Annotated in this window: 25 protein-coding genes; 23 read left to right on the forward strand and 2 right to left on the reverse strand. The window is 33.7% G+C overall.

The features are described from left to right. Position 1 precedes the first annotated feature (1 nt). On the forward strand, positions 2 to 517 hold the full coding sequence (locus tag P8625_RS13720; protein WP_279651006.1) for a gamma carbonic anhydrase family protein: 516 nt from the start codon (positions 2 to 4) through the stop codon (positions 515 to 517). 100 nt (positions 518 to 617) lie between these two features. After that, positions 618 to 1,601 (forward strand): DUF3179 domain-containing (seleno)protein, encoded by a 984-nt coding sequence (locus P8625_RS13725; RefSeq protein ID WP_279651007.1) that lies wholly within the window; start codon positions 618 to 620, stop codon positions 1,599 to 1,601. A gap of 112 nt (positions 1,602 to 1,713) precedes the next feature. On the opposite strand, the gene P8625_RS13730 is transcribed toward P8625_RS13725, so the two are convergent. Then, positions 1,714 to 2,148 (reverse strand): hypothetical protein, encoded by a 435-nt coding sequence (locus tag P8625_RS13730; protein WP_279651008.1) that lies wholly within the window; start codon positions 2,146 to 2,148, stop codon positions 1,714 to 1,716. A gap of 101 nt (positions 2,149 to 2,249) precedes the next feature. On the opposite strand from P8625_RS13730, the gene P8625_RS13735 reads away from it, so the two are divergent. From P8625_RS13735 to P8625_RS13815, 17 genes are all read left to right on the forward strand, one after another. Then, positions 2,250 to 3,227 (forward strand): endonuclease/exonuclease/phosphatase family protein, encoded by a 978-nt coding sequence (locus P8625_RS13735; protein ID WP_279651009.1) that lies wholly within the window; start codon positions 2,250 to 2,252, stop codon positions 3,225 to 3,227. Between the two features lie 480 nt (positions 3,228 to 3,707). Next, positions 3,708 to 3,896, forward strand: a complete 189-nt coding sequence (locus P8625_RS13740; RefSeq protein ID WP_279652969.1) for a transposase — start codon at positions 3,708 to 3,710, stop codon at positions 3,894 to 3,896. Positions 3,897 to 4,187: 291 nt separating this feature from the next. Continuing rightward, positions 4,188 to 4,787, forward strand: coding sequence for a nitroreductase family protein (locus P8625_RS13745; protein WP_279651010.1), 600 nt, complete (start codon positions 4,188 to 4,190; stop codon positions 4,785 to 4,787). 75 nt (positions 4,788 to 4,862) lie between these two features. Continuing rightward, positions 4,863 to 6,311, forward strand: a complete 1,449-nt coding sequence (gene cls / locus P8625_RS13750; protein ID WP_279651011.1) for a cardiolipin synthase — start codon at positions 4,863 to 4,865, stop codon at positions 6,309 to 6,311. 510 nt (positions 6,312 to 6,821) lie between these two features. Next, a complete protein-coding gene (locus tag P8625_RS13755) occupies positions 6,822 to 8,018 on the forward strand; it encodes an acyloxyacyl hydrolase (protein WP_279651012.1) in 1,197 nt (398 codons plus the stop codon). A gap of 128 nt (positions 8,019 to 8,146) precedes the next feature. Beyond that, a complete protein-coding gene (locus P8625_RS13760; protein WP_279651013.1) occupies positions 8,147 to 9,361 on the forward strand; it encodes a BamA/TamA family outer membrane protein in 1,215 nt (404 codons plus the stop codon). Between the two features lie 112 nt (positions 9,362 to 9,473). Beyond that, the gene (locus P8625_RS13765; protein ID WP_279651014.1) at positions 9,474 to 11,033 is read left to right on the forward strand and encodes an arylsulfatase; all 1,560 of its coding nucleotides are present in this window, start codon (positions 9,474 to 9,476) and stop codon (positions 11,031 to 11,033) included. Between the two features lie 297 nt (positions 11,034 to 11,330). Further along, entirely contained in the window at positions 11,331 to 12,092 is a 762-nt protein-coding gene (locus P8625_RS13770; protein ID WP_279651015.1) for a hypothetical protein, read from the forward strand. 150 nt (positions 12,093 to 12,242) lie between these two features. Beyond that, positions 12,243 to 12,968, forward strand: a complete 726-nt coding sequence (locus tag P8625_RS13775; RefSeq protein WP_279651016.1) for a DUF981 family protein — start codon at positions 12,243 to 12,245, stop codon at positions 12,966 to 12,968. Positions 12,969 to 12,978: 10 nt separating this feature from the next. Next, positions 12,979 to 13,389, forward strand: a complete 411-nt coding sequence (locus tag P8625_RS13780) for a DUF4345 domain-containing protein (RefSeq protein WP_279651017.1) — start codon at positions 12,979 to 12,981, stop codon at positions 13,387 to 13,389. Positions 13,390 to 13,448: 59 nt separating this feature from the next. After that, positions 13,449 to 13,994, forward strand: coding sequence for a ferritin (locus P8625_RS13785; RefSeq protein ID WP_279651018.1), 546 nt, complete (start codon positions 13,449 to 13,451; stop codon positions 13,992 to 13,994). Next, a complete protein-coding gene (locus tag P8625_RS13790; RefSeq protein WP_279651019.1) occupies positions 13,994 to 14,488 on the forward strand; it encodes a redoxin domain-containing protein in 495 nt (164 codons plus the stop codon). The genes P8625_RS13785 and P8625_RS13790 overlap by 1 nt, the downstream gene beginning before the upstream one ends. Further along, positions 14,485 to 15,018 (forward strand): DsbA family protein, encoded by a 534-nt coding sequence (locus tag P8625_RS13795; protein WP_279651020.1) that lies wholly within the window; start codon positions 14,485 to 14,487, stop codon positions 15,016 to 15,018. The genes P8625_RS13790 and P8625_RS13795 overlap by 4 nt, the downstream gene beginning before the upstream one ends. A gap of 177 nt (positions 15,019 to 15,195) precedes the next feature. Beyond that, positions 15,196 to 16,392, forward strand: coding sequence for a lipase family protein (locus P8625_RS13800; protein ID WP_279651021.1), 1,197 nt, complete (start codon positions 15,196 to 15,198; stop codon positions 16,390 to 16,392). Further along, positions 16,385 to 17,398, forward strand: coding sequence for an HAD family hydrolase (locus tag P8625_RS13805; RefSeq protein WP_279651022.1), 1,014 nt, complete (start codon positions 16,385 to 16,387; stop codon positions 17,396 to 17,398). Before P8625_RS13800 ends, P8625_RS13805 begins: the two co-directional genes overlap by 8 nt. Positions 17,399 to 17,424: 26 nt before the next feature. Beyond that, on the forward strand, positions 17,425 to 18,447 hold the full coding sequence (locus tag P8625_RS13810; protein WP_279651023.1) for a DUF481 domain-containing protein: 1,023 nt from the start codon (positions 17,425 to 17,427) through the stop codon (positions 18,445 to 18,447). Next, positions 18,432 to 19,973 (forward strand): mechanosensitive ion channel family protein, encoded by a 1,542-nt coding sequence (locus P8625_RS13815; RefSeq protein ID WP_279651024.1) that lies wholly within the window; start codon positions 18,432 to 18,434, stop codon positions 19,971 to 19,973. The genes P8625_RS13810 and P8625_RS13815 overlap by 16 nt, the downstream gene beginning before the upstream one ends. Positions 19,974 to 20,071: 98 nt before the next feature. Here the strand turns inward: P8625_RS13815 and P8625_RS13820 are convergent, their stop codons facing one another. Next, complete coding sequence (locus tag P8625_RS13820; protein ID WP_279651025.1) at positions 20,072 to 20,623, reverse strand: porin family protein; 552 nt, start codon at positions 20,621 to 20,623, stop codon at positions 20,072 to 20,074. A 434-nt stretch (positions 20,624 to 21,057) separates the two neighbouring features. Between P8625_RS13820 and P8625_RS13825 the strand changes: the two genes are divergently transcribed. The 4 genes from P8625_RS13825 to P8625_RS13840 all read left to right on the forward strand — a co-directional run bounded on the left by P8625_RS13825 (position 21,058) and on the right by P8625_RS13840 (position 25,851). Next, positions 21,058 to 22,101, forward strand: a complete 1,044-nt coding sequence (locus tag P8625_RS13825; protein WP_279651026.1) for a formylglycine-generating enzyme family protein — start codon at positions 21,058 to 21,060, stop codon at positions 22,099 to 22,101. Continuing rightward, on the forward strand, positions 22,091 to 23,401 hold the full coding sequence (locus P8625_RS13830; RefSeq protein WP_279651027.1) for a DUF2254 domain-containing protein: 1,311 nt from the start codon (positions 22,091 to 22,093) through the stop codon (positions 23,399 to 23,401). The genes P8625_RS13825 and P8625_RS13830 overlap by 11 nt, the downstream gene beginning before the upstream one ends. A 476-nt stretch (positions 23,402 to 23,877) precedes the next feature. Beyond that, complete coding sequence (locus P8625_RS13835; protein ID WP_279651028.1) at positions 23,878 to 24,909, forward strand: META domain-containing protein; 1,032 nt, start codon at positions 23,878 to 23,880, stop codon at positions 24,907 to 24,909. 90 nt (positions 24,910 to 24,999) lie between these two features. Continuing rightward, on the forward strand, positions 25,000 to 25,851 hold the full coding sequence (locus P8625_RS13840) for a mechanosensitive ion channel family protein (protein ID WP_279651029.1): 852 nt from the start codon (positions 25,000 to 25,002) through the stop codon (positions 25,849 to 25,851). Positions 25,852 to 26,020: the final 169 nt, after the last annotated feature.

Consider the following 26,020-nt stretch of genomic DNA (forward strand, 5'->3'; position numbering starts at 1 on the left):
TATGCCAATTATAAAACCAGTTAGAGGAAAACATCCACAAATTCCAAAAGATTGTTATATAGCAGAAAATGCTACTATTGTTGGAGAAGTCACAATGGGAACAGCTTGTAGTGTATGGTTTAATGCAGTAATTAGAGGTGATGTACATTTTATAAAAATGGGCGATAAAGTGAATGTACAAGACGGAGCAGTAATACATGCAACTTATCAAAAATCGCCCACAACCATAGGGAATAATGTATCCATAGGTCATAATGCCATAGTACATGGCTGTACAATTCACGACAATGTATTGGTAGGTATGGGTAGTATTATTATGGATGATTGTATTGTTGAATCGAATTCTATTATTGCAGCAGGTGCGGTAGTAACTAAAAATACGCACATTGAAAGTGGAAGTATATATGCAGGAATTCCAGCTAAAAAAGTAAAAGACATTTCCCAAGAACTTATTTCTGGTGAGATTGATAGAATAGCCAACAACTATGTAAATTATTCAAGTTGGTTTAAAGAGTAACAAAAGACTGTATATGCTTTTACCGATTAGATAATGGTTGCTAAAGTGTAATGTTTTATTTTTTTTACGACCTAGTAATTAAGTAATTAAATCGATGAGTATGATTTTGCGTTGTATTGTTTTGTGTTTCATTTTTTTCTCTTGTAAAGAAAATATAGATACCCCTTCTACTTCTACAATGGAAGAAGTCAGCTTATGGAGTGTTGACGAAAGTTTTATAAAAGAAGGAGCACCATTTGAATATATAGAAAACCCTAGTTTTAAAGCAGTACCGGAAATTGAAGATTTAGCAGATGAAGATAGGTTGTTACTAGTTAAAATTGAAGATGAAATCAGGGCTTACCCCTATCATTATTTAAACTATTCTGAAGTAGTGAATGATCGCATAGGCTCTATTAATTATGTTGCGTCGTATTGCCCTCAAACCAAGAGCGGGATATGTTTTAGTGGGGTTGTTAATAATGAGAAAATACCAATGATTGCCTCAGGTTATTTGTTTAAAGACAATTTAGTTTTATCAGATTTAGAAAGAGAAAATTTTTGGTCTCAAATGCTAATAACGGGTATTCGAGGAGAAAGCTTTTACAAGAATATTTCAAAAATATATTCTTTTGAAACCTCATGGGAAACGGTAAAAAAATATTTTCCACAAGCAAAAGTTTACTATCAAAACTTTCTAACAGAAAAATCAAACCTATTAAATAAAAAAAACACCAGCTCAAATTGGTCTAGTTACATTGGAGTTTTGGAATATGGAATTGAAACAAAAGCGTATGTTTTTAATCATACTAATTTTGCAGAACTTACCATGTATGAAATTTTTGAGAAGAAAAACAATATAATTGTTGTTGGAGATAATAATAAGAAATTCTTTACCGCATTTTATGTTCCAGAAGAAGCTAATTTAAAATTGGTTAAAGATAAGTTTCCTGTTATTTTAGAAGATGATAACGGTAATATGTGGGATGTTTTTGGAGAATCTTTAGGAGGAAATAAAGAAGATAAGCTAAAATCTCCAGTATTTTACAATGCTGATTTATGGGCGTGGGAATATTTTTTCGAGAATATCGAAGAAAGGCAGTAGTAGTAGAATTTTAACACTTCATTCAAAAATAAAAGCCCGATACTGTTTCCAGAATCGAGCTTTTCAATTAAAAACGAATCTACTATATAAAACTACCTGTTTTTAATTGTTGTTATAGTTGTCTTGTGTTTCTATGTTTTTTATGCTCCTCTTTTTTAGAATGCCTTTTTAATTTTCTAGCAGCCATTTTTTCGTAGCGATGATACTGTTGCTCATTTAAAATACGTTTCATTTCTGCTTTATAAGCAATGCGGTTGTCTAAAACTTTACTTTTCATTGCGTATCGCTCATCGGCAGTAGGCTTCTTGCCACTTTTTTTCATAGCCTTTCTTTGAGTCCACATTTCATGCCTTTCAGCAACCTGTTTTGCAATTAGAGGTCGTATTTGATTTTGCTGAGCTTGAGTTAAATCAAGTTGTAAAGTCATTTTTTTTACAGTCAACTCAGTTTTCTGCTCAATTGTTAATTGTTGCTTGTCTTCTTTTTGTGCTTGAGTGGTAACAGTAAAACCAACTGCTAAAACCAAAATGGTGAATAACTTCTTCATATTGTAAAGTTTTAAGGATAATGATTAATTTATACACTTAAGACTAGAGGCAATTAAAAAAGTTTAAATTTGAAATTGTTTTTAACATTTTTTTAATTTTTATGAAGTCAATTTTCAGAATTGTTTTAAGTTTTTTACTGTTAGCTGTAGGATTGTTTGCCGTATTTTTTTTCTGGGCATCCTCTCCAACGATAAATAAAGCCGAATACGCTAAAAGTATCACACACAAGTATGCGTCTGTTACCGATAACGATTCTATTTATAGCATCGTAACTTATAATATTGGTTATTTAAGCGGAATGACCAACAATAGAGCAATAGCAAAACCTAAAAAATTATTTAATTCAAACTTAAAAAAAGTACTTACAGAAGTAAAAAAAGTAAATCCAGATATTATTGCACTTCAAGAAGTTGATTACAATGCTGCAAGATCGTACAACATAAACCAAGAAGAAAAACTAGCAGAATTAGGTTATAACTATGTTGCTAGAGGCGTAAATTGGGATGAACGTTACCTACCTTTTCCGTATTGGCCACCAAGCATGCATTTTGGTAAAATAGTTTCAGGACAATCAATTTTAAGTAAATATGCCCTAAAAGATTACGAGCGTATCGTTTTAGAACGAGTAGCCGATAACCCTTTTTATAGAGATGCTTTTTATTTAGATAGATTGGTGCAAGTAGTGAAAATTATTTTAGAAGGAAAAGAGGTTGTAATCATAAACCTACATTTAGAAGCTTTTGATAAACCTACACGAGAGCGTCAGTTTCAATACGTGTTAAACCTTTTTAACAGTTGTAAAAATGAATATCCTACAATTTTATTGGGTGATTTTAATTCTAAAGCAAGAGATAAAGAAGCGATTATTCAGAAAATGTTCAAATTAGAGGGCGTAGGCAATGCGGCTTTTTCTATTGAAAACCCAGAGAGCACTTTTGATACAAAAAAACCTACCGAACGTATTGATTATATTTTTTACACCAAGAAAGATATAACGTATGTAGACGGAAAAGTGCTTACTCAATTTGAACAAGCATCAGACCATTTGCCAGTAGAAATGAGATTTAAGTTAAAATAGAAAGATGGGTCAATTTCAAAAGTTGTGTGTGTGATTTAAAATATGATGTTAATTTTTGCAAAAAAACAGAGGTTTAGAATTATCACTATAAGTTTTAAAACTACATTACCCTAGTTGTTGATTACTCATTTTGATTTAACGAATCACACACTACAAGGATAAGATTTATATTTATACTTTAAGGAGAAAAAGTGGATTCCAGTGGAGTTTTTCAAAAGATATAGTAATCTCCCTTGGCTTTCATAAAGAAATTATAATTAAAGACTTTTCTTTAGGAAGAGCTGAGAAATTATTTAAAAGCTAGATATTAAAAAAGCATATGGGATATGTCAAAAAACTCAGAAATGTTTTTAATAACACAACAATCTCAAAAGAAGTAGCTTTTAAAAGTTCGCACATTGGTTTAAAGAAGTAGAAGAATTAGGCTTTAAAGATTTTAATATTGTAGCCAATACTATTAGTCTAAATTATTGATTTATAATTAATTATTTTGATAATCGGAGAACAAAAGCTTCAGCAGAATCTTTTAATACAAAAGTAAAAGCGTTTAAAGCACAATATAGAGGAGTAAGAGATGTAAAATTTTTCTGTTTAGATGAACTCAAATTTTTCCCTAACCACAACTTTTGGAACGACCTTAAACGATTGTTCGTGTTTAAGAACAATTAAACAAAGAACTAATTGCTTAGCTGCATGGGCATAGTGTTATTAAAGTAGTTGAAAAGGAGAAAAGATTTACTTTATTTGAGCACCGAATAAATTTTTATGAGGAAAAATATATAGGAAACGAGAGTACCTTTGTAAGCCAAACCACAAACAACTTTTAATAAGAAATCCGTATAATAAGGGGCGATAAGTATGGAATGTATTTTTTATTACAATACTCCTAAAATCAAATGAGAGTCAATTGGTATCAGTAAGGTTAAAAAACCAAGTAGAATAGTTTAACAAACACGAAGTATGAAACCATTAGAATTAGCTAAAAAGCGTTACTCTACAAAGAGATACGACCGTAGTAAAAAAATACCACAAGAAAAAATAGAGGAATTGAAAGCGGTATTGCATCTAACTCCATCATCAATCAACATTCAACCTTGGAAGTTTACCTTTGTGAGCAATACAGAAGTAAAAACTCAATTAGCAGCAGCGTCGTTACATAACGAAGGAAAAATTAATCAGGCTGACCTATTAATTGTTTTTAGTGTTGCTGATGACTTAGAAGAGTTTCAAAAAACGGTAAATCAACTTCCTGATGGGCTTCGTGATTGGTATAACAATATAAAACAAACTACCCCAGAGAGTGATGTAAAAGTATGGTTGGCAAAACAAGTGTACATTGCCTTGGGCGTTGCCTTGAGTACGGCCATAGCACTAGGTTTAGACTCAACACCCATGGAAGGGATTGAACCCGATAAGTATGCAGACATTTTAAATATGAAAGCGTATAAACCTATTTTAGCAATGGCGGTGGGCTACAGATCTGAAGATGATAAGTACCAACCAAGTGTAATGCCAAAATCTAGAAGACCTAAAGAAGATGTTATAGAAACCGTCTCTTAAATAAATAGTTTCTTAATTATTAATACGTAAGATGTTTATGTTTGTTGAATATCTTTATAAAAAAGATTTATTGTTTTGATTACTACTCTACTTGCAATTCTATACATAGCCGTTATTGCGACTGTTGCTATAATAATAGTTAATACTTCAACAGCTTCTAAGTCAATAGCCTATCTGTTTTTGCTCTTTTTATTCCCAGTTGTGGGGATTATTATTTATTTTTCGATAGGAATGAATTATAGAACACACAAGTTGTATAATAAAAAACTGTCAGTAGATAAAAACTTCTTTGCAAAGTTAAAAGAGCAGGTACAGAGTTATGCAGAAAAAACACTTTCAGAATCTAAAAAAAATCTAGCCCATTTTTACAACCTGACTAAATATGTTCATTTAGAAAACTTCTTAACAGGAGACAATGAGGTAAGTTTACTTTTGAATGGAGAAAATAAATTTCAGGAAGTTATCAAAGCTTTAAAAGCAGCTAAAAATCATATTCATATCGAATATTATATTTTTCAAAATGATGATATAGGAAAAAAAATAGGAGAAATTTTAAAAGAAAAAGCAACAGAAGGCGTTGATGTACGCTTTATTTATGACGATTATGGGAGTAAGAATATTCGTAAATCGTTTGTTGAGTCGCTTAAAAATAGTGGAGTCGAAGCTTTTCCGTTTTACAAAATAAAGTGGTTGTTGTTTGCAAATAGAATTAATTATAGAAATCATAGAAAAATTATTATTGTTGATGGTAAAGTTGGATTTGTTGGAGGAATCAACGTGTCAGACAGGTATAGCAATCCAAATAAATTCAATCGCTATTGGAGAGATACTCATGTTAAAATTGAGGGGCCAGCAGTTTTAAGTTTACAACGTGTTTTTTTAGCAGATTGGAATTTTTGTGCCAATCAAAATATGATTCTAGAAGAAAAGTTTTTTCCTTTAATTGAAGAAAAAGATGAAAAAACAAACGAAGAAAATCAGTTAGTACAAATAATTGCCAGCGGACCAGATTCTGATCACCCAGATATCATGTATGCGCTTATTCAGGCAATACTATTATCAAAAAAAGAAATATTAATAACCACTCCATATTTTGTACCTAGAACCTCTTTTTTAGATGCCATTAAAATTGCTAGGCTAAGTGGAGTTGATATCAAATTACTAGTGCCAGATGTTTCAGACTCAAAACTAGTAAATGCGGTATCACACTCTTTTTACAAAGAGATATTAGAGGTAGGGGTTGAAATTTACAAATATGAAAAAGGTTTTATACATGCAAAAACCATGGTTTTTGATGGTTTTGTTAGTACCGTAGGAACCGCAAACTTAGATGAGCGCAGTTTCGACCTTAACTTTGAGATAAATGCTTTTATATATAATAAAAAGTTTGCAGCCAAGCTCAAAGAAGCGTTTTTAGAAGATGTTAAAAATAGTAAGAAAATTGTGTTAGAAGAATGGAATAGCCGTTCTATCATAACCCGCTTTATAGAGAAAGCAGCACGATTATTAGCACCAATTTTGTAGTGTGATACATGTAAAATATCTTCATCTAAGTTAATAAACTAAACATGAATTGAAAAGAAGAAACGGCAGAAGTATCATTGTTTTGAACCCGAATTATGTAACAGAACGTCGTTGTTAAAGTTGTAAACACAACTCAGGTAATGGATTTTCTATAGCTTAACGAATTAAAGTTAGCTCATATGCAAATGAGGACGTTTTTTTTTTAAATGAGTTAAATTAAGGTTTATTTATGTATACATTTGAAGTTCTATAAAAATAATAGAAAAAAAATTTGAAAGAAGTAAGGGAATTTGTGTAAGTATTTTTAGGGGAAATCAAACAGACTTTTAGTTGTAATAAATCATTACAATATTTTTAAACTTTACTTCCGTTTTGAACATTTAGATCCATAACGCTTTCAAAGCACAATATTAAGTACATGAAACTATAATATTAGGTTTTTGAGAGAGTATGTGTTGCGTGTCAATAGGCATTATAATTAACCAAACTTTAACTTTAATTATTTATCAGGTGCAAAGCAAACAAACCATCTGCGGGGGGATTATTTTCATTATTTTTTTATTTCAAAGTTTCTTAACACTTTCGCAAGAGAACGAGGTTCAAAGGATTTTAAATTTAGATCCTACAGAACAACGGTATCGTTTTATAGAATTTAGAGCGCATACAGGATTTCATTCGTATACAGGGAATGTAGATTTAGAACCCTTTTTAGAATCAGGATATGGAGCCTTAGAATTACGTGTAGGTTGGCAACCTTCAAAAAAAGACCATTGGGCAGCTCAGTATGGATATCCAGCCTATGGTTTTGGAGTGTATTCAGGTTTTGTTGGAAGTCCACAAATTTTTGGTAAGCCCAATGCTCTCTATGGTTTTATGCGGTTTTATATAGATTCTTCAGAAAAAAGAAATGTATTTACCATCGAGCCTGCAGTAGGACTTACCTATAATCTAGAACCGTATGATTCTGAGGAAAATCCACTTAACAACGCCATTGGTGCAAAGATGGCTGTTTACTTCAATCTGAAATTTGGATGGGTTTATAAATGGACTCATGATATGGACATTACCTACGGTTTCGATGCGACTCACTTTAGTAACGGTCGTATGTATACTCCCAATTACGGACTAAACATGATTGGAATAAACCTTGGTTTAAGTTACAACTATAATCCAGATCAAAGAAAGGTAAACAATGATGTGTACTCACAAAGTCCTCTTTTGCCCATTCGATTCAAACGTCCGAGAAAAACTCCGAATACTAAAATTGAAAAAGGAGCCAATTCTATTAATTTATATGGTGCCATTTCTACGGTTCAAAATTACGAAGATCAAGGAACATCTATTAGATATCCCGCTTATAGTGTCGTGGCAGAATACCAACACAAATTCAATAACATGCACAGTATTTCGGCAGGATTCGATTATTTTTTCGACGGAAGTTTAGCATTGCAATACCCTGATGATCCTTCAAAAAGACACCATGTTGGTATACATGCAGGATACGATTTTATGTTCTGGAGAATGACCATCATAGGTCATATAGGAACCTACCTAAATGAAAACAAAACGAAGCCACCCCTATTTTTTAGACCTGCACTACGTTACGATGTAACACCTTGGTTATATACACAAGTAGGCTTAAAGGCAAGAGGTTTTGCAGCAGATTGGGTAGAGTTTGGAATCGGAATACGCCCCTTTAAGTGGTAAAACAATAGCATATCACTAACCTCCCCCAACCAAGAGGACTAATTAACAAACTGATGAATGCTTTTTCAGAGAGTCTGTACGAAAGGAAGACTCTCTTAGTAAGGCTATTACTAAAAAACAGATACAATATGAAAAAACTAATAATTCTTTGTTTGGTATTTTTCCCTTTTGTACTATTTGGTCAAGAGGAGGAAAATGAGACTAAGGTCAAAAAGAAGGATAAAATAATCTGGCTTCCTGTTTTGGCATCCAATCCAGCAAATGGATTCATGTATGGAGTAGCACCTGCACTCAATTGGAAAATAGGAGATTCAGAGAAAACAAGTTATTCATCTTTACTAGGATCGCTAATTTGGACAACTAAAAGTCAGTTTTTGTTTACGCTAAAAGGAAATGTTTATTTTCCAGAGAACAAGAGCTTCATCATGCAAGATGTCCGGTATTTTAAAACCTCTCAGCCTACTTTTGGTCTTGGTACGGGACCCAACTCTTCTCAGTTAGCTGATGATGGCTTTCAATATGTAGATGAAAATTATACCAAAGGTATAGAAGTAGGACAAATGATGAGCTTTAATTTTTTACGTATTCATGAAAGCTACTTTAGAAGATTAGGACAAAAGGGGTTTTATGGAGGTATAGGGTATCACCTCGATATCCATAGTAAAATAGATGATAAGTTATTAGACTTAGAAGCAGAAACTCCTGTAGTAACCAGTCACTACGAATATAGTACCAAATACGGATTTAACCCAGAGAAATATACCTTGTCGGGGCTTTCAGCAAACCTTATGTACGATACTAGAGATAATACCGTAAACCCAGAAGAAGGACGTTACGGGTTTGTATCGCTAAAATTCAATCCTGAATGGTTAGGTAGTGACCAAGCATCAAGTTCTTTATGGACAGAATATAGAGATTATATCACACTAAATAAAGAAAGACGCCGAAACCTATTAGCACTGTGGGTATATGGTAATTTTGAGCTAGGAGGAAATTTACCTTATCTGGACCTGCCTTCATTAGGATGGGATCAATATGGGCGCTCAGGAAGAGCGTATCCACAAGGACGTTTTAGAGGACAATCGCTAGTGTATACAGAAGCAGAGTGGCGTTTTCCATTACAAAAAGATAAAGAGCGCTGGGGAGGAGTACTATTTTTTAATATAAACTCTGCCACCAACCGAGATCTAGGAATAGATATGTTCGATTACATTAATACTGGAGTCGGAGCAGGACTCCGATTTATGATTAGTGAAAAATCGAGAACAAATGTTTGTGTAGACTACGCTATAGGTAACTATGGGGCTCACGGATTTTATCTAGGAATCAATGAAGCATTTTAAAACAAGTACAACGTGTTTAGCGAACAATACGCAGATTGTGAGTGTCAAAAAGTAAAATTTAAAATCAATCATTAATATTTAAACCAATTATTAATATTAAAAACCAATCCAAATGAAATCAAAAATCAGTTACCTTTTTGCATTACTATTACTTAGTAGCCTGGGTTTTGCCCAGAAGAATGACAAACCGAATATTCTAGTAATTATGTCTGATGATGTGGGCTGGCAAAATGTAAGTGCCTACGGATTAGGTACCGTAGGATATCATACCCCCAATTTAGACCGCATAGGGAAAGAGGGAATTATATTTACTGACCATTATGCACAACCCTCATGTACAGCGGGAAGAGCTGCTTTTATTACAGGGCAATACCCTATTCGTAGTGGTATGACTACAGTAGGAAGACCAGGAGATGCATTAGGGCTTCAGGCAGGATCACCATCAATCGGTGAAGTAATGAAAGATCAAGGTTACCTAACCGCTCAATATGGTAAAAACCATCTTGGAGACCAAAACGAGCACTTACCAACGGTACATGGTTTTGATGAATTTTACGGTAATTTGTACCACCAAAATGTGTCTGAAGAAGAATTTAATAACGACTATCCTGATGATCCAAGCTACAAAAAGAATTACGGTCCTAGAGGAGTGTTAGATATAGTAGCAACCAATACTTTTGACGATACCAAAGACCCTCGATTTGGCGTAGTTGGCAAGCAAAAAATACTGAATGAAGAAGTGCTTACCTTAGAAAAAATGGCAACTATTGACAGAGACTTTTTTAATAGAGCAAAAACGTTTATGAACAAAGCTCAGAGCAAAAAGAAACCATTTTTTGTTTACCTCAACCCCGTACGCATGCACATGCATACGCATCTTACCGACGAATCTAGATACTTAGCAAGAGAATTTACAACTGGCGACGATAAATATGGTAGTGGCTTGATTGAGCACGATGCTATGGTGGGTGATTTATTAGATTATATGAAAGAAAACAATCTGTTAGAAAATACTATTGTGGTTTACACTGTTGATAACGGACCCGAGCACAGCGCTATGTTCCATGGAGGTGCAACCCCTTTTAGAGGTGAAAAAATGACCACTTACGAAGGCGGTTTACGTGTTCCTGCTATGGTAATGTGGCCTGGTAAAATTAAGCCAGGTAAAGTGTTAAATGGTATTCAAACTCATATGGAGTTGTTTACTACTTTGGCTGCTGCAGCGGGTGCAAATGACATCAGAGAAACCATGAAAAAAGAGAAAAAACAATATATAGATGGTTATAACCATTTGAATTATTGGTTAGGCAAAACAGATAAGAGTAGCAGAACAAACTTTTTATATTTCTATGAGTCCGATTTAAAAGCCATTCGTATGGGCAATTGGAAAGTTAATTTTCAAGGGACGGATACCTACTACGGCAGCTACGAAAAGTTTAAGTTTCCTATGATGTTCAATCTAAGAATGGATCCTTTTGAAAGCTATACCAGCGACCAAGCACAAACATGGGCAATACAATCTAAACAATTTGTAAACGATTTTATAAATATGAATCTGAACGAGTTTGTAACATCTATGAAACAATACCCACCTGTACAAAAACCAAAGTCACTAGACTTTAGTGGTATGATGAATAAGTTGTTGGAAAATATGAATAGGTCGGGTCATTAAATAGAGTCGATAGGCCTAAAACATGACGATTAATAATTAAAAGAAAAGTCTTTTCAATTATTAACTTTTAAAAACGTTTCAGGATTTTCTACCTAGACAAGAGGCCGCATCTCTAAATATCAATAAAGCTATAGATCAGATTATGAAGTCTGGTACAAGACAGTAATAAATAGTGTAAATTCAAAGTAAGGGAATCATTACTGTTCCCTTACTTTTATCTGACTTTTAACTTTATGTACAATTGGTTTGTCGCTCTTAGCAAGGTAGCGATGAGTTAATATCTAAAAATCGAGTTTTATGAAAAAAGCGTACAGTATTTTAAATCTATTAGTGGTATTGTATCCATTTTTAGAAATGTTTATTGATAAAAACCAAGGAAAAGCCATTAGTAGTGTGGATATACAGGCTACCAATCTGTTTTCACCAGCAGGCTATGCTTTTGCTATTTGGTTTTTTATTTATTTAGGGTTGCTCATCTTTAGTATTCATCAAATACGTGTAGCTTTTGGTAAAACAAAAGATGAAGATACCTTATTGAAGGTTGGTCCATTTTTAATACTGGCGTTACTTATTAATCAATTTTGGTCGTATCAATGGCAGCAAGGCAATATAGAGCTGTCACCTTATTTACTGTTCGCTAGTTTTGCGTGTTTAATGGTGATAGTAGTGCGCTTACAAATGCAAATTGTAGAGGCACCAAAAGCTGTAAGACGCTATACTTGGCTACCTATTTCTTTATTCTCAGGCTGGATGATGGCAGCTTCGGTTGTTGGTTTAAGTACGTACCTATCGTATTTGGGGTTGGGCAGTGATGCCACCTATGTGAATTGGACAGTAGCTGTAATTATCGTTGTCATGTTATTGTATGTGTATATGTTGTTCACTCGAAATATGGTAGTATTTGCATTGGTGGGGGTATGGACGTTGGTTGCTATTGCGATAGACCATTGGAGCAACAGTACAACATTAGTTTGGACGGCACTATCTGCGGCAACATTACTCATTATGGCCATCTTGTTGAAGGTGTTAAATAAAAAGAACTTTGCGGTTATATTTTGATTTAATACAGTTAGGAATCAAAAAATTATGCATAGAAGACGTAAAAATAACGATATAATGAGAAATAAATAAAACTGGAATTTTTGCTAGCATAGTATGGAAGAACACTTAATTATCGACTGGGAAAAAATCCATTTATACAATTCCCTTATGGCTGTAGTAGCCGGGGCAGGATTATTATCTTTGTGGAGTTTGTTTTCAAAATTAAATTCCAGAAAAGAAATCAGACCAGTTGGTATAGCTCTCAACTTTGCGGTTATAGGGATTATCTTATTCATTACAGGAGTCCATACGACTTTAACTTGGCCTTTATCGCCAACTTATCCTTTTGACAATTCGGCCTTTGGTGAACCTTGTTTTGTCTTTGGCGCTTTGTTACTTGCCATGGCCTTTTATTTTTGGAAAGAAAGGGAGCAATTAAATTTAATAGGTAATGAAAAACTTATAAGTCATATTTTTCAAGATTTCAATTCCTTTAAATATATACTAGTAGGCCTGGGATTAGGACTTATTATGATAGGCATAGCGGGTATAAAATATAAAATATTTATTGCGCCGCCTGAAGAACCTATAGTGGGCCCTTTAGAAAAAAAAATACCGTATATCACGACGTATATGATAGGCTTAACATGGATGGCCGTGGGTGTTGCTGCTATAGGTTTCGTTGCTTATATGAATGCGGTCTTAAGCAACAAAAAAGCGTCTTTTAAATGGTTAATCAAATTAATTGGCCTTTTGGGAATTGTGTTCATGCTTATTGGCGTTACCACATATTATTCTCATATAGGCATGGAAATTAACACCATGGACCCCTCAACGGTTAAGCCCAACGTTATTATGAATCCAGATGAAAAGTTTCAAAAACTGAAAAACTAAATTAAAAATTATGAATTTAAACGTTGAATCACTTGCTCCTAAAATGCTTGTTTTTAGTGCGATTATACTCATAATAATTGCCATTTCCTTTGGAGGAAATCCTATTTATTTTATTCCGAACTTATATCACACAGAAGCTGTTAACGATATAAATAGTATAGCGATTTATAGGTCAGTTATGGGGCTTATTTTAGGCTGTTGTACATTTTGGCTCTACGCAGCGTTTACACGGCGTTTTGTCTTAGGCGCTTTGTATTCGTTGATGTTCGCTATGTTCGGTTTATCAATAAGTCGTATCATAAGCTTATTAGTCGATGGGAGTCCAACTACCATTTTAATGGTGTATTTGTTTATGGAAGCAGCTACAGGATTTACAGTGTATGCCATTATTCGTGCTTACGAAAAAAAATCAAATAGTTAAGTATTCCGTCATGAGGCCATCAAATTTTATTTAGAAAGAAATAATTAAAACCATATAAGATGATAACATACAAGAACATTTCAAAAAAGATGGAAACGGCATTAAATGAACAGCTCACAACAGAAGCCGTTCAGGCTCAAAACTACTTGTCATATGCCTCATGGGCAGAAGTCAATGGCTATCAGGGATTTTCAAAATTCCTTTACAAGCATTCCGTTGAAGAACGCAACCACATGTATAAAATACTACGTTATATCAACGATAGGGGTGGTAGGGCAAAAATAGAAACCATTGCTGCGCCTGCCGAAGACCCGAAGGATATAAAAGCTTGTATCGAAGCGGTGATGAAACACGAAATGGACAACACAGCTGCCATAAATAAGCTGGTTTCTCTTGCACAAAGTGAAGGAGACTGGGCTAGCTATAATTTTTTACAATGGTTTGTTAAAGAGCAAATCGAAGAAGAAGCCTTGATTAAAAAATTAGTAGATGGCTATAATATTATTGAACAAAGTAAAAAAAGCGGATTAGACCTCGTTACGTTCGACCTCGAAACAGGAACTATGGGGCAAGATGCCACGATACCAAGAGAAAAACACTTGTAATGAAAAAAAATAAACTTTTAGAAGCAGGTACAGAAATACCAGACTTTACACTCCGTATTGGAAATGGTAATGGAGACGACCATAAGGATAATTTTATGACACTATCCGATCATAGAGGTCAGAATGTTATTCTCGCTTTCTACCCTGCCGATTGGAGTGCCGTTTGTGGTAATCAAATGATGCTGTACAATGAGTTAATACCGATGTTCGAAAACTATAATGCGGTTATATATGGAATTTCTGTAGATGGTACGCATTGCCATGCCGCCTTTAAAGAGCATAATAATATGACCATTCCATTGCTCTGCGATTTTGAGCCTAAAGGAGAAATTTCCAAACTACTGGGCGTATACAATCACGAGAAAGGATTTTGTGAAAGAGCCCTTTTTGTTATCGACAAAAACGGCATCATACAATGGAGCCATGTTTCGCCTATGGATGTAAATCCTGGTGCAAAAGAAATATTAGAAACGTTAAAAAATATTGAAAAATGAAAAATCTTTTTACCTACGAACTAGAGCTACCCGTAAATGACCAAGATCAAATAGCGGGTCCCGAAAATGCTAAAATAACTATAGTAGAATATGGCGATTACGAGTGTCCGCACTGTAAAATGGCTATGCCCATAGTAAAGCGAATCAAAGAGGATTATGGAGATGATTTACGTTTGGTATTCCGAAATTTTCCTTTGACCCAAATACACAAATTTGCCAATGATGCAGCACGGGCGGCAGAGCTGGCTGGAGAATACGATAAATTTTGGGAAATGCATGAGCTGATTTTCAGAAATCAAGACCAATTAGACATTGACCACCTCATAGATTATGCAAAGCAATTGGGTATAGACTCAGATGAATTTTCAGCTCGTTTAGAACAAAACGAAAAAGTAGAAAAGGTGAAAAGCGATTTTATGAGTGGTGTAGAGAGTGGCGTTAACGGAACCCCCTCATTTTTTGTGAACGGGAAAAAGTACGAAGGTTCTTGGGAGTATGAGGATTTCTCAAAAATTCTTAAAGAATTATAAAACTATAAAAAACATTAGGTTTGTTAGTAACTCTTTTAGGCACTTCATAATATACAAGTAACCATTAGCATTGCCTAAGAGTTCCTGTTTTTACCAAATCTACACGGCAGATGTCTTGCTAAACATAATATTTAGAACGAATTTAGATTGCCCTTTAAAAAAGCAAATATTAATTTTATGAAAAGAATAGCGTTACTTTGGTTGTGTTGTTTTTCAAGTGCTTACATGTTATTTGGTCAAGTACTAAAACCGGGATTTAATCCGAACGAATATGCTGAGATGTTACGTATTGGAATGCAACAAAACAATCCAGTGCCTGATACCGTTTTTCCTAAAGCCTTAAAATTTGATGTAAGCTATGAATCTCCTACAATGGGTATGGGTAATGCTTGGCAATTATGGACAGCAAAACCCAACAACCCTTTAAAAGTAGCTGTAATAAGTTTACGAGCTACTACAGAAGAAAGTAGCAGTTGGGCAGAAAACTTACATAGTGTTATGGTAAACGCTACAGGTAAATTGAGCCTAGAAAAGAATTTTACCTTTAATTACCGATTGGCAAAAAATCAGAGAGCCTCTGTACATATTGGCTGGTTAATAGGAACAGCGTATTTACAAAGAGATATTACTCCTAAAATAGACTCATGTTATCAAAAAGGAATAAAAGATTTTATAATCACAGGGCATAGCCAAGGGGGTGCCTTAAGTTATTTGTTAAGAGCATATTATCAATATGAGCAATTAGCAGGTCGTATACCTTCAGACATTACTTTTAAAATGTATGCAAGTGCTGCTCCTAAACCAGGTAACCTTTATTTTGCACAAGATTACGAAAGTTACACACAAAAGGGGTGGTCTTACAATGTAGTTAATTCAGAAGATTGGGTTCCACAAGTACCTTTGAGCATGCAAACTATGGGAGATTTTGCAGCATCCAATCCGTTTAAATATTATAAAAAAGGAACCGAAGACTTGCCATTGTTAAGTAGATGGGTAGTACGTGGAAAATTCAAAGGAATTATGCGAAGGATGGATAGGTCTAAAAGAAAGTACAACAGAATTATGGGAAAAGAATTTGGGGTATTGGTACAAGAGTTCTTGCCAGAATATAAAATTAAAAGCGATTATACCAGTACGAACTATCAGCGCTGTGGTAACCAAATTACGTTGTTGGCCGATGAAGACTATTATATTCATGTACGGCGCAATCATCCCAACGTATTTAGGAATCACGGTTTAGATGCTTATCAGCTCTTGTTAGAAACGTACTATGCTCAAGAATTGGCTTCAGAATATGTAATTTATGCGAACAATACCTACCCATTTTTAAAAGAATTCCCGAGAACAACTCCTAAAAACGTATCAAATGAGTAAAATTGTACAAATGAACTTAGTATTATTAGCGGTATGTTTCATACTATCCTGCAATACTGATACAAAAAAAGATAAAAACAACGAAGTGATGCTAAGCGACCCGTTACCCTCTTTCAATACTTCTGAAGCTAAAAAAAACATTATAGATTTTGTTACGAGTGTTACCGATAGCACCAGTACAAAATTCGTAAAAAAAGAAAACCGTATTGTGGTGTTCGACAACGACGGTACACTTTGGGTAGAACAACCCATACCCTCACAACTATTCTTTGCTTTTGATAGAATTCAAGAACTGGCAAAAAACAATCCTGATTGGGAGCATAAAATGCCTTTTAAAGCAGTACTAGAAGAAGATACGGAAGCCATTTCAAAGCTCCACAAAAAAGATCTTGTTGAGATTGTAGGAACAGCACACGCTGTAGATAATGTAACAAATTTCGATGCTATTGTAAACAACTGGTTAAAAACAGCAAAACACCCTATTTTAAATAGAAACTATACGCAATTGGTATACAAACCCATGTTAGAATTGTTAAACTACCTAAGAGCAAAAGATTTTACGATATATATTGTATCAGGAGGAAGTCAAGAATTTATGCGTGCTTGGGCACCAGAAATATATGGTATTCCGAAGAAAAACATTATCGGTTCTACGTTTGAGCGAGAAGTAGTAGAAAAAGGCGATACCATTAGCATAGCACAAACAAAAAACTTGGAATTTTTTGACGATCACCAAGGGAAAGTGGTGGCGATAGATAAATTTATTGGGCAAAAACCAATTATGATCGTAGGAAATTCAGATGGTGATTTAGAGATGATGAAGTATAGTGATACCAATAACCCATTACCCACGTTCATGCTGTATTTAGATCATACCGACGGAGAACGCGAATTTTTATACACTAAAAACACCCCAGCAGGAAAATTAATGGAAGGCAAAAAAGTAGCCAAAGAAAGAAATTGGACCATCATAAACATGAAAACCGATTGGAAAACAGTTTTTTAAGGTGACTTAATTTAAGTTTTATATAAATGAAATTACGTATTTTTTTATTGTTACTAACACTAATCAGTTCTCTGCATAGTGTGGGGCAAGAGGATAGACTCTTATTGAAAAATAATGACGAACTTATTGGAGAAATCAAGAGTATGAACAGAGGAGTGTTAACCATGGAAACATCCTACAGCGACTCTGATTTTAAAATCGATTGGTTGGATGTGCTGGAAATAGATTGCAAGCAAGATTATTTGATAACCCTATCAAGTGGAAAGCGTTTTTATACCAAAATTAAATCGCACCCAAATGACAAAGGTTTTTTATTTCTTACAGAAAATAATGAAACGTTTAAATTCCCTATTGAGGAGGTGGTAGAATTCAAATCGGTAGAGGCTTCCTTTTTAAGCAGACTTTCGGCAGATTTTTCTCTAGGTTTTAATTATACAAAAAGTAATAACTTAACACAGTTTATTACCAGTGCAAAAATAAATTATTCTGATAATAAGTGGGAAACAACAGCAGGATTAAACACCGTAATTAGTACACAAGACAATGCAGATCGTACCGAAAGAACAGATGGCAACGTTGGTGTACGAATGTTTTTACAAAACGATTGGTTTATCAATGCAAACGCCACGTTTTTGTCAAACAATCAAATAGATTTAGATTTAAGAACGAACATTAGGGCAGGAGCTGGAAACTACGTGGTTAGAAGCAACCAAATGTATTTTGGTGTAGGCGCTGGGCTTGCTTGGAATAATGAAAAATATATAACCAACATTGAAGAAAATAAAAATTCACTTGAAGCCTACGGAGGTTTAGAATTTAATATGTTTGATGTGGGCGATTTAGATATCTTTACCCGTGTTTTAGCATATCCAAGTTTAACGGAGAAAGGTCGGTTTAGAACCGATTTAGAACTTGATGTAAAGTACGATTTACCCTTAGATTTGTTCATAAAATTAGGACTTAAATACAACTACGACAATCAACCTGCTCTAGGTTTTGAAAAAGATGATTATATATTAAATACTACAATAGGATGGGAATTCAATTAAAAAACACTACCACAACAGTGATAAAAAGAGTACTAGCCATAGGTCTTTTTTTAATGTCAATATACATCAATGCGCAAGTTGAAGCTACTGAAATTAACGAATCTCCTTACCATGTTATTAAAGGGCATGCTTATTACCTAGAACTAGATAATTATAAACCCAGCATAGCGGCAAAAGCAATACCAAAATCATTTAAAAACCCTGAAGAATTAGCGATTAAACTAAAAAAAGTGTTAGACGGCTTAGGTGTGAATTCTAGTCGTTTAAACGCTCCTAAACAAAACAATTATTTAGATACGATATCTAGCGCACACGTATATTATCTATACGGAATGGAAAAAAGTATATATGTTGAAAAAATTAAAGGAAAATGGTATTATTCCAAAGAAACTATAGAAAAATTACCAGAACTCTACGACAGCATTTATATTTTAGATATTAATTTTAAAGAATATTTCCATCAAGATTTTTGGTACAAGAAATTTTTTAGCATAAGAGTAATACAGTGGTTTGGGCTTTTAGTACTTCTCTTAGTTTCCTTCCTTGTATATTATTTAGCCAGAAGCATTTATTTTTCGATTCTTTCTAAATATCTGAGGAAAAAATATGACCTTATGCCCAATGTAAAAGAGCAACTAAAGAGGTCGTCGTTAATTTTCGGAGCGTTGATGGGGGCAACTTTTTTTAATTCGCTGCTACCACAAATTCAGCTTCCAGTAACGTGGAATGCTTTATTACTTCGCTCTGTAGGTATTGGTTCTATTTTTTTAATGGTAGCCCTAATCAATAAAATTATTGATGTAATTGTAGCGTACTTAGAAGAAAGAACTCATGGAAGTAGAGATAATCAAGTAATACCTGTAATACGAAAATTACTAAAGTTTGTCGTTTGGATACTCGGTTTGGTATATGTATTACAATATTTAAATATTGACGTATTTACCATTTTAACAGGCTTGTCTATTGGCGGACTAGCATTAGCACTCGCAGCGCAAGACACAGTAAAAAACCTCATCGGTTCGGTTATGATAATTTTAGACAATCCTTTTAGAGTAGATGACTGGATTGAATTTGATGGCGTTGAAGGAGTGGTGGAAGAAATTGGAGTCCGCTCAACAAGAATTCGCACCTTCGAAGATTCTGTAGTTTCCGTACCCAATAGTATTTTGGCAGATAATAAGGTAAACAACATAGGGTTAAGAAAGTACCGACGCTTTAAAACAAAAATAAATTTAAAAAATAAAATATCTATAGATAAGATAAGTGAGTTTATTGATAAGATAAAAACGATTATTGAAGAGCATCCAGCGGTAGTCGACAACAGATATGAAGTAGGTATGGAAGACATGAACAATGGACAGCCTACCATTATGTTTTATTGTTTTTTTGATGTAAGTTCTTACGATTTAGAACTCAGGTCTAGGCAAGAAATTTTAACAGAAATTATGGTTTTTGCAGAAGAAAAAGGAATTGAGTTTGGAGTACCAACAAGTGAAATAAACCTCAACACAAAAAATGCACATTAAGTAGGTGTATGTAACATCAATTTTTAGCTATGCTATCGAATACACAGAAGTAATTTAGATAGCATAGCAAAATATAAATGGCAATGATAGCCTATAATTTATAAGAAAGAATAACCAACCGCTATAGTGAACACTCTATTTTGATTAGAAAATTCAGAATTACCAGTAGTATTGGTAAAGCCAAATTGATAACGAGCATCAAAACGCAATCCAAAAATAAAATCATATCCCAAACCTACGACTCCTGAAAGGTCAAAGTTTTTAGATTCAAATCCAGCTTCAATACTATCAAACTCGTCGGCATTATCGTTAACTAGAAAACCAAATTGAGGACCAAACTGAAGGTTAAAACCCAAACCAACATATTTTTTAACAAGTATAGGAACATTCAAATATTCCGTATTAAAATTAAAAGCATCAAATTCAGAGCCTTGCTGAGAGTACAAAAGTTCTCCCTGAAGCGCCCATTTTTTTCCAATTTTTCCACTTCCAAATACTCCAGCAACAAATCCTATTTTAGTACCATTGTTAGTAGCATCGGATAAAGTGGCAAAGTTGGCGCCAGATTTTATTCCGAAATCAATCTGAGAAGATACATTAAAGGATGTAAGAATGAGTAGTGCAAGTAAAATTTTTTTACAAGTTTTCATTTCATAAAGTTTTGATTAATCGAAACTAATATAACGAATTTTAAGCGTAAACAAAGTGAGTAACATCCAAACATACGGTTTTTCTGTACCTTTTAAAGATAAAATTTCTCATAAAAAGTACTAAAACGAATAGAAAATTTCGGTAACTTTACCTAGATAATAAACAATCATAGTTTCAAGTATTTTAGTTTTTTAACTAAAAAGTTATCTCTTTATAAATACACATTACATATTCAAACAAACAACTCATAACCGAGCTCATGCTAACTATAACTACTAATCATGCACAAATACATTATCTACTTTGTATGTTCCTTTTTTTTATTTCCTGTAAAAAAGAATCTCAAAACAAGCCAACTCAAAAAATAACCTCCAACACTTATTGTTATATACCTTCAGATTCACTCATAGGCTTTGAGTTTTTAGATAAAAAAATGCTTACTAATTTAGAAGCTGTTCAACCCAATGATAAATTGTTAAACGACACCTCAGGCATGGTATTAATCAAAGGAGGCGTTTTCGATATGGGGGGGGATACACCAGAAAATGCTAAAGAAATGCCTGCAACGGCATTAGCACAACCAGATGAATTTCCCAAACACAAAGTAGGCGTTTCTGATTTTTATATGGATGAACATGAGGTAACCGTAAGACAATATTTAGAATTCGTAAAAGCGACAGGTTACAAAACGGTTGCTGAGTACGATATAGACTGGAATGAATTAAAAAAACAGTTGCCTGAAGGAACTCCAAAGCCCGATAATAGCTTGCTTGAGGCGGGTTCTTTGGTGTTTTCATATGCACCCAAAGGAACTCCGAAGGATAACCTTGGTAACTGGTGGACTTTTACCAAAGGGGTGAATTGGAAAAATCCCGATGGTAGCAAACCTAAGTTAGATGCTATTCTAAACCTTCCTGTTACTCAAGTTTCTTGGTACGATGCCATGGCGTATGCCAAATGGGCAAACAAACGATTACCAACCGAGGCTGAGTACGAGTATGCGATGCGAGCAGGAAAAAATAATACCATGTACCCTTGGGGAAATGAAATGGTAGCTTCGACAATGAATAAAGGAAATTTTTTACAAGGCGATTTTCCGTATTACAACACTGTAGAAGACGGTTTTGAAAACGTAGCGCCTGTAAAGTCATTTGCTCCCAACGCATACGGATTGTATGATATTTCTGGAAATGTATGGGAGTGGACCTTAGACTGGTATGGGGCAGACTACTATGATAGATTAAAAAAGGAACATGAAGTTGCTATGAATCCTAAAGGACCAGAACAAACCAGCGAAGTGTACAACGCAAAAGCCACGAATAAAGTTGTACGAGGAGGCTCTTTTTTATGCAATGACGATTGGTGCTCTGGATATAGAAACGCCCGTAGAATGCGTTTGAGTCCAGATTCTGGTATGCAACACGTTGGTTTTAGATGTGTGAGAACCGTAACAAAAAACACACAAGATGCTCCTTAGAATAAAGTATTTGTATGAGAAATTAGCATCAAGCTTTTGGTTTTTGCCATCTGCTATACTGGTAATTAATATTCTTTTAGCCTTGTTGTTCATATACTTAGATAAACGGGCTCCCATAGAACCTGAAGGTTTTTTAAATCTTATTTTTTCAAAAAACCCAGAATCAGGGCGAAATGTATTGTCTATAATTGCGGGGAGTATGGCAGGAATAGCTGGTACCGTGTTTTCTATAACCTTGGTAATATTACAATTAGCAACCTCTCAACTAGGACCAAGACTACTCAAAAACTTTATGTACGAACGTATAAATCAAGTAGTATTAGGTCAGTACATAGGATTGTTTTTATACTGTTTAATAGTAATCAATTCAGTTAGAGATAGCGATTCGTATTCCTTTATACCAAACCTTTCAATAATTGCAGCCATTGTGTTTGCAATTTTTAATGTATTCATTCTTATTTTTTACATTCATAGTGTAAGTGTTAGTATTCAACCCAGTAAGGTAATTCATCAACTAGGGAAGAATTTGAAACAGAAGTCAGATGAGTTATATCCAGACTTGAATCTTGATATTGAAAAAACCTATTTAGAAAATATTAAAAAACAACAATACAATTCGCATGTTGTGAATGCATCAAAAAGTGGGTATATCCAATTTTTTGATTTAGAAGCTTTGATGAAGTATTCAGAAGAAAATAATTGTATTATAAAAGTTTTAGAAAAACCTGGAGCTTTCATCATTAAAAATCAAGCGATTTTTGAAATCTTAAAGGAAGAAAAAATAGCGACTGAATCTAGTGAAATAGATAAACTTCATGCATACTACCAAGTTTTTAGGAGTAAATCCATTTTTCAAGATACCGAGTTTGCTATTCAACAAATTGTTGAAATTGCCTCACGAGCACTTTCGCCAGGAATAAATGATCCTCATACGGCCATTATATGTATCGATCAATTAACTTCTTCTCTAAACATGTTAGCAAAATCGAAAACGCCTAAGCAATACCTTACCAATGATCCCAATAAAATTAGACTTATCATACCTTCTACTAATTTTAAGGGTTTTTTGAGGGCTTCTTTCGATGAAATCAGGCAGTTTGGTGCTCAAACACCATCGGTAATCATTAGGTTAATGGAATCTATTAAAAAGCTGATACAGACTAGCGATTCTGAAAAGAACAAAGAAATTTTAAAAGCATACGCAACGCTAATTTTGGAAACAGGAGAAAAGAATTTTCATCTAGATAGTGATATTAGTGACTTAAGAATTGTTTATAACCGAGTTAAAAACTGCCATTAAAAAATAGTTGAAATTATAGTAGTTAATATTTTTTATTAACGCTATGCAAAACACACAAACCTGTATAAATATCAATTTAGCATTACTTTTTTTTAAGCTAAATAAAACTGCAAATGAGCACTTTTGAAACCTCTTGCTTTTGTAAATTGTGCTGTTTTCTAATATTCATTAATACATTTTTTTATTTTATAAAGGTTTGATTTATAGTATTTTTATAAATGTTTATTGAAATACCAGAGTGAATAATATGGATGAGTTTGCAAATATTTGAACCAAAATAAATTAACATACAATATTCAATTTTAACAATTAGGAGAGATATTTGCAAGGTTACATAAGTAATTTTAATTATAAGTTCACTCGAAATTTCATTGAGAAATACGTAAAGTGAATCTTATTATAAATAAATTATATAATAATCTTGGAAAGTATACTAAATAAAAGAACAATTAACATAAACTAAAATAGTATTAACTATGAGAATCTCAAATTTAATTTCGGCGATGTTTATAATCATTTTATTACAGTCTTGTGGAAGTACCCAAAAAGTTAACGAAGAAACTTTCTGGGTGAGTGGTTTAAAAACACCTTGCAGTGCAGGTGCAGGAAAAGCCATGTGTTTAAACGTTGCAAAAGCAGATAATTTAGAGGAAGCAAACTGGGAAAATTTTTATGCTCCTATCGAAGGATTTAACTTTAAAGAAGGACAACTACAAAAGATAAAAGTATCGGTTGAAAAATTGAACGCATCAGAAGTTCCTGCCGATGCTTCAAGCTTAAAGTATACGTTAAAAGAAGTATTAGAAACGCAACCTGATAACAGAGTATATCTTAGTGGTGGTTGGACATTGTCGCGACTAAAAGGAGGACCTTTAAACAGAATGGTAGTTGTGCCAACTATGAATATTCAGCTCGATAAAAAACTTATTAGTGGTAATGGAGGATGTAATAATTATACCATGGCTATTAAAAACAGTAACAATACAACCTTGTCTTTAGGAGCGCCTGCGATGACAAAAAAAGCCTGTATGAATAAAAATGTAGAGCCACAATTTGGAGAGGCATTAAGCGAGATAAACTCTTATAAGGCAGATGAGTCTAACCTAACGTTCTATAACGAATCAGGAGAGGAAGTGCTGGCTTTTGTAAAAAATAACACGACTGCTGCAAACATGACTATTCATGACATTTGGGTAGCTGTTGCCATTAATGGAGGTCCGTTAAACCGAATGGTAAAAGCTCCAAGATTAGAGGTGAATTTAACTGACATGAGAGTAATGGGGAACGATGGATGTAATGATTTTTCGGGAGCCATCAAATCGATAGATGCTCAATCAATTACTATAGCACAAATTGCTAAAACTGAAAAAATGTGCATAAAGATGGAAGTTCCTTCTAGCTTTCATAAAGCATTAAATAACATTTCAAGCTATAAAGTAGAAGAAGGAAAATTAATGTTTTACGATACTAACAATAATGAAGTTTTAAAATTTTTAAAAGTAGACTAATACAAAATAATTTATATTTAGTAAAAACTATGAAACGTAGTATTTCTAAAGACACTTTGTTTTTAGTCGTAAAATATTAACACTCATTTTATGCAAGAAGAAACTCTAAAAAGCTCTTGGGGAAAAGTCTCTGATAAATTATCAGGATGGCTAGATACTTTGGTAATAAATTTGCCTAATATTTTCGTGGCAATAATTGTTTTCATAGTGTTTTATTGGTTGGCAAACACTACTAATAATTTACTAAACAAATTATTGAAGAAACGTATCAAACAATCTTCAGTAAGAAATCTTATTTCCCGTATGGTATCGTTATTAGTCGTGTTTATGGGGCTCATTTTAGCCTTGTCGGTACTAAATTTAGACGATGCATTAAATACTGTTTTAGCAGGAGCTGGTATTGCAGGAGTAGCAGTAAGTTTAGCAATTCAAGGAACGTTGTCAAATACGCTCTCTGGGTTTTACTTGGCGGTTAACGATGTTATAGAAGTTGGAAACTGGGTGGTAACCAATGGCTATAGCGGTGAAATTATTGAGATTTCGTTAAGAAATACGAAGTTAAAAGAATCCGATAACAATATTGTTGTAATTCCTAACAAGCTTATTGTTGAAAAACCTTTTAAAAATTATGGTCTTACCAAGCGTATTCGAACAACCATAAATTGTGGCGTTGCGTATGACTCTGATTTAGAAAAGGTAAAAAAGGTAGCTATACAAGCTATCAATGAAGTATTTCCGCCAGAATCAGGTGAAGAAATAGAACTATATTATCAAGAGTTCGGAGCAAGTTCTATTGATTTCATGCTACGATTTTGGGTAGATGCTACTCGAAATTTAACAGCAATTCAAGTAAAAAGTGAAGCCATTATGGCAATTAAAAAGGCTTTTGAAGAAAACAATATTGAAATACCGTTCCCAATAAGAACTCTAATAAACAAATAGATTTTATTAGTTAGGCAACAAACGAAGTTAAAAGAGGTCAATTAGAAGTCGTAAAAAAAGACTTTTAATGGATCTCTTTTCTTTTGAGATAGAAAGGTAAAAAGGCATTTTTATCGGTCATCTCAAATAATTTTCATCCAAAAATCACACGTATTTTTGCTGAAAATCC

Source organism: Tenacibaculum tangerinum (genome assembly GCF_029853675.1).
GTDB lineage: Bacteria > Bacteroidota > Bacteroidia > Flavobacteriales > Flavobacteriaceae > Polaribacter > Polaribacter tangerinum_A.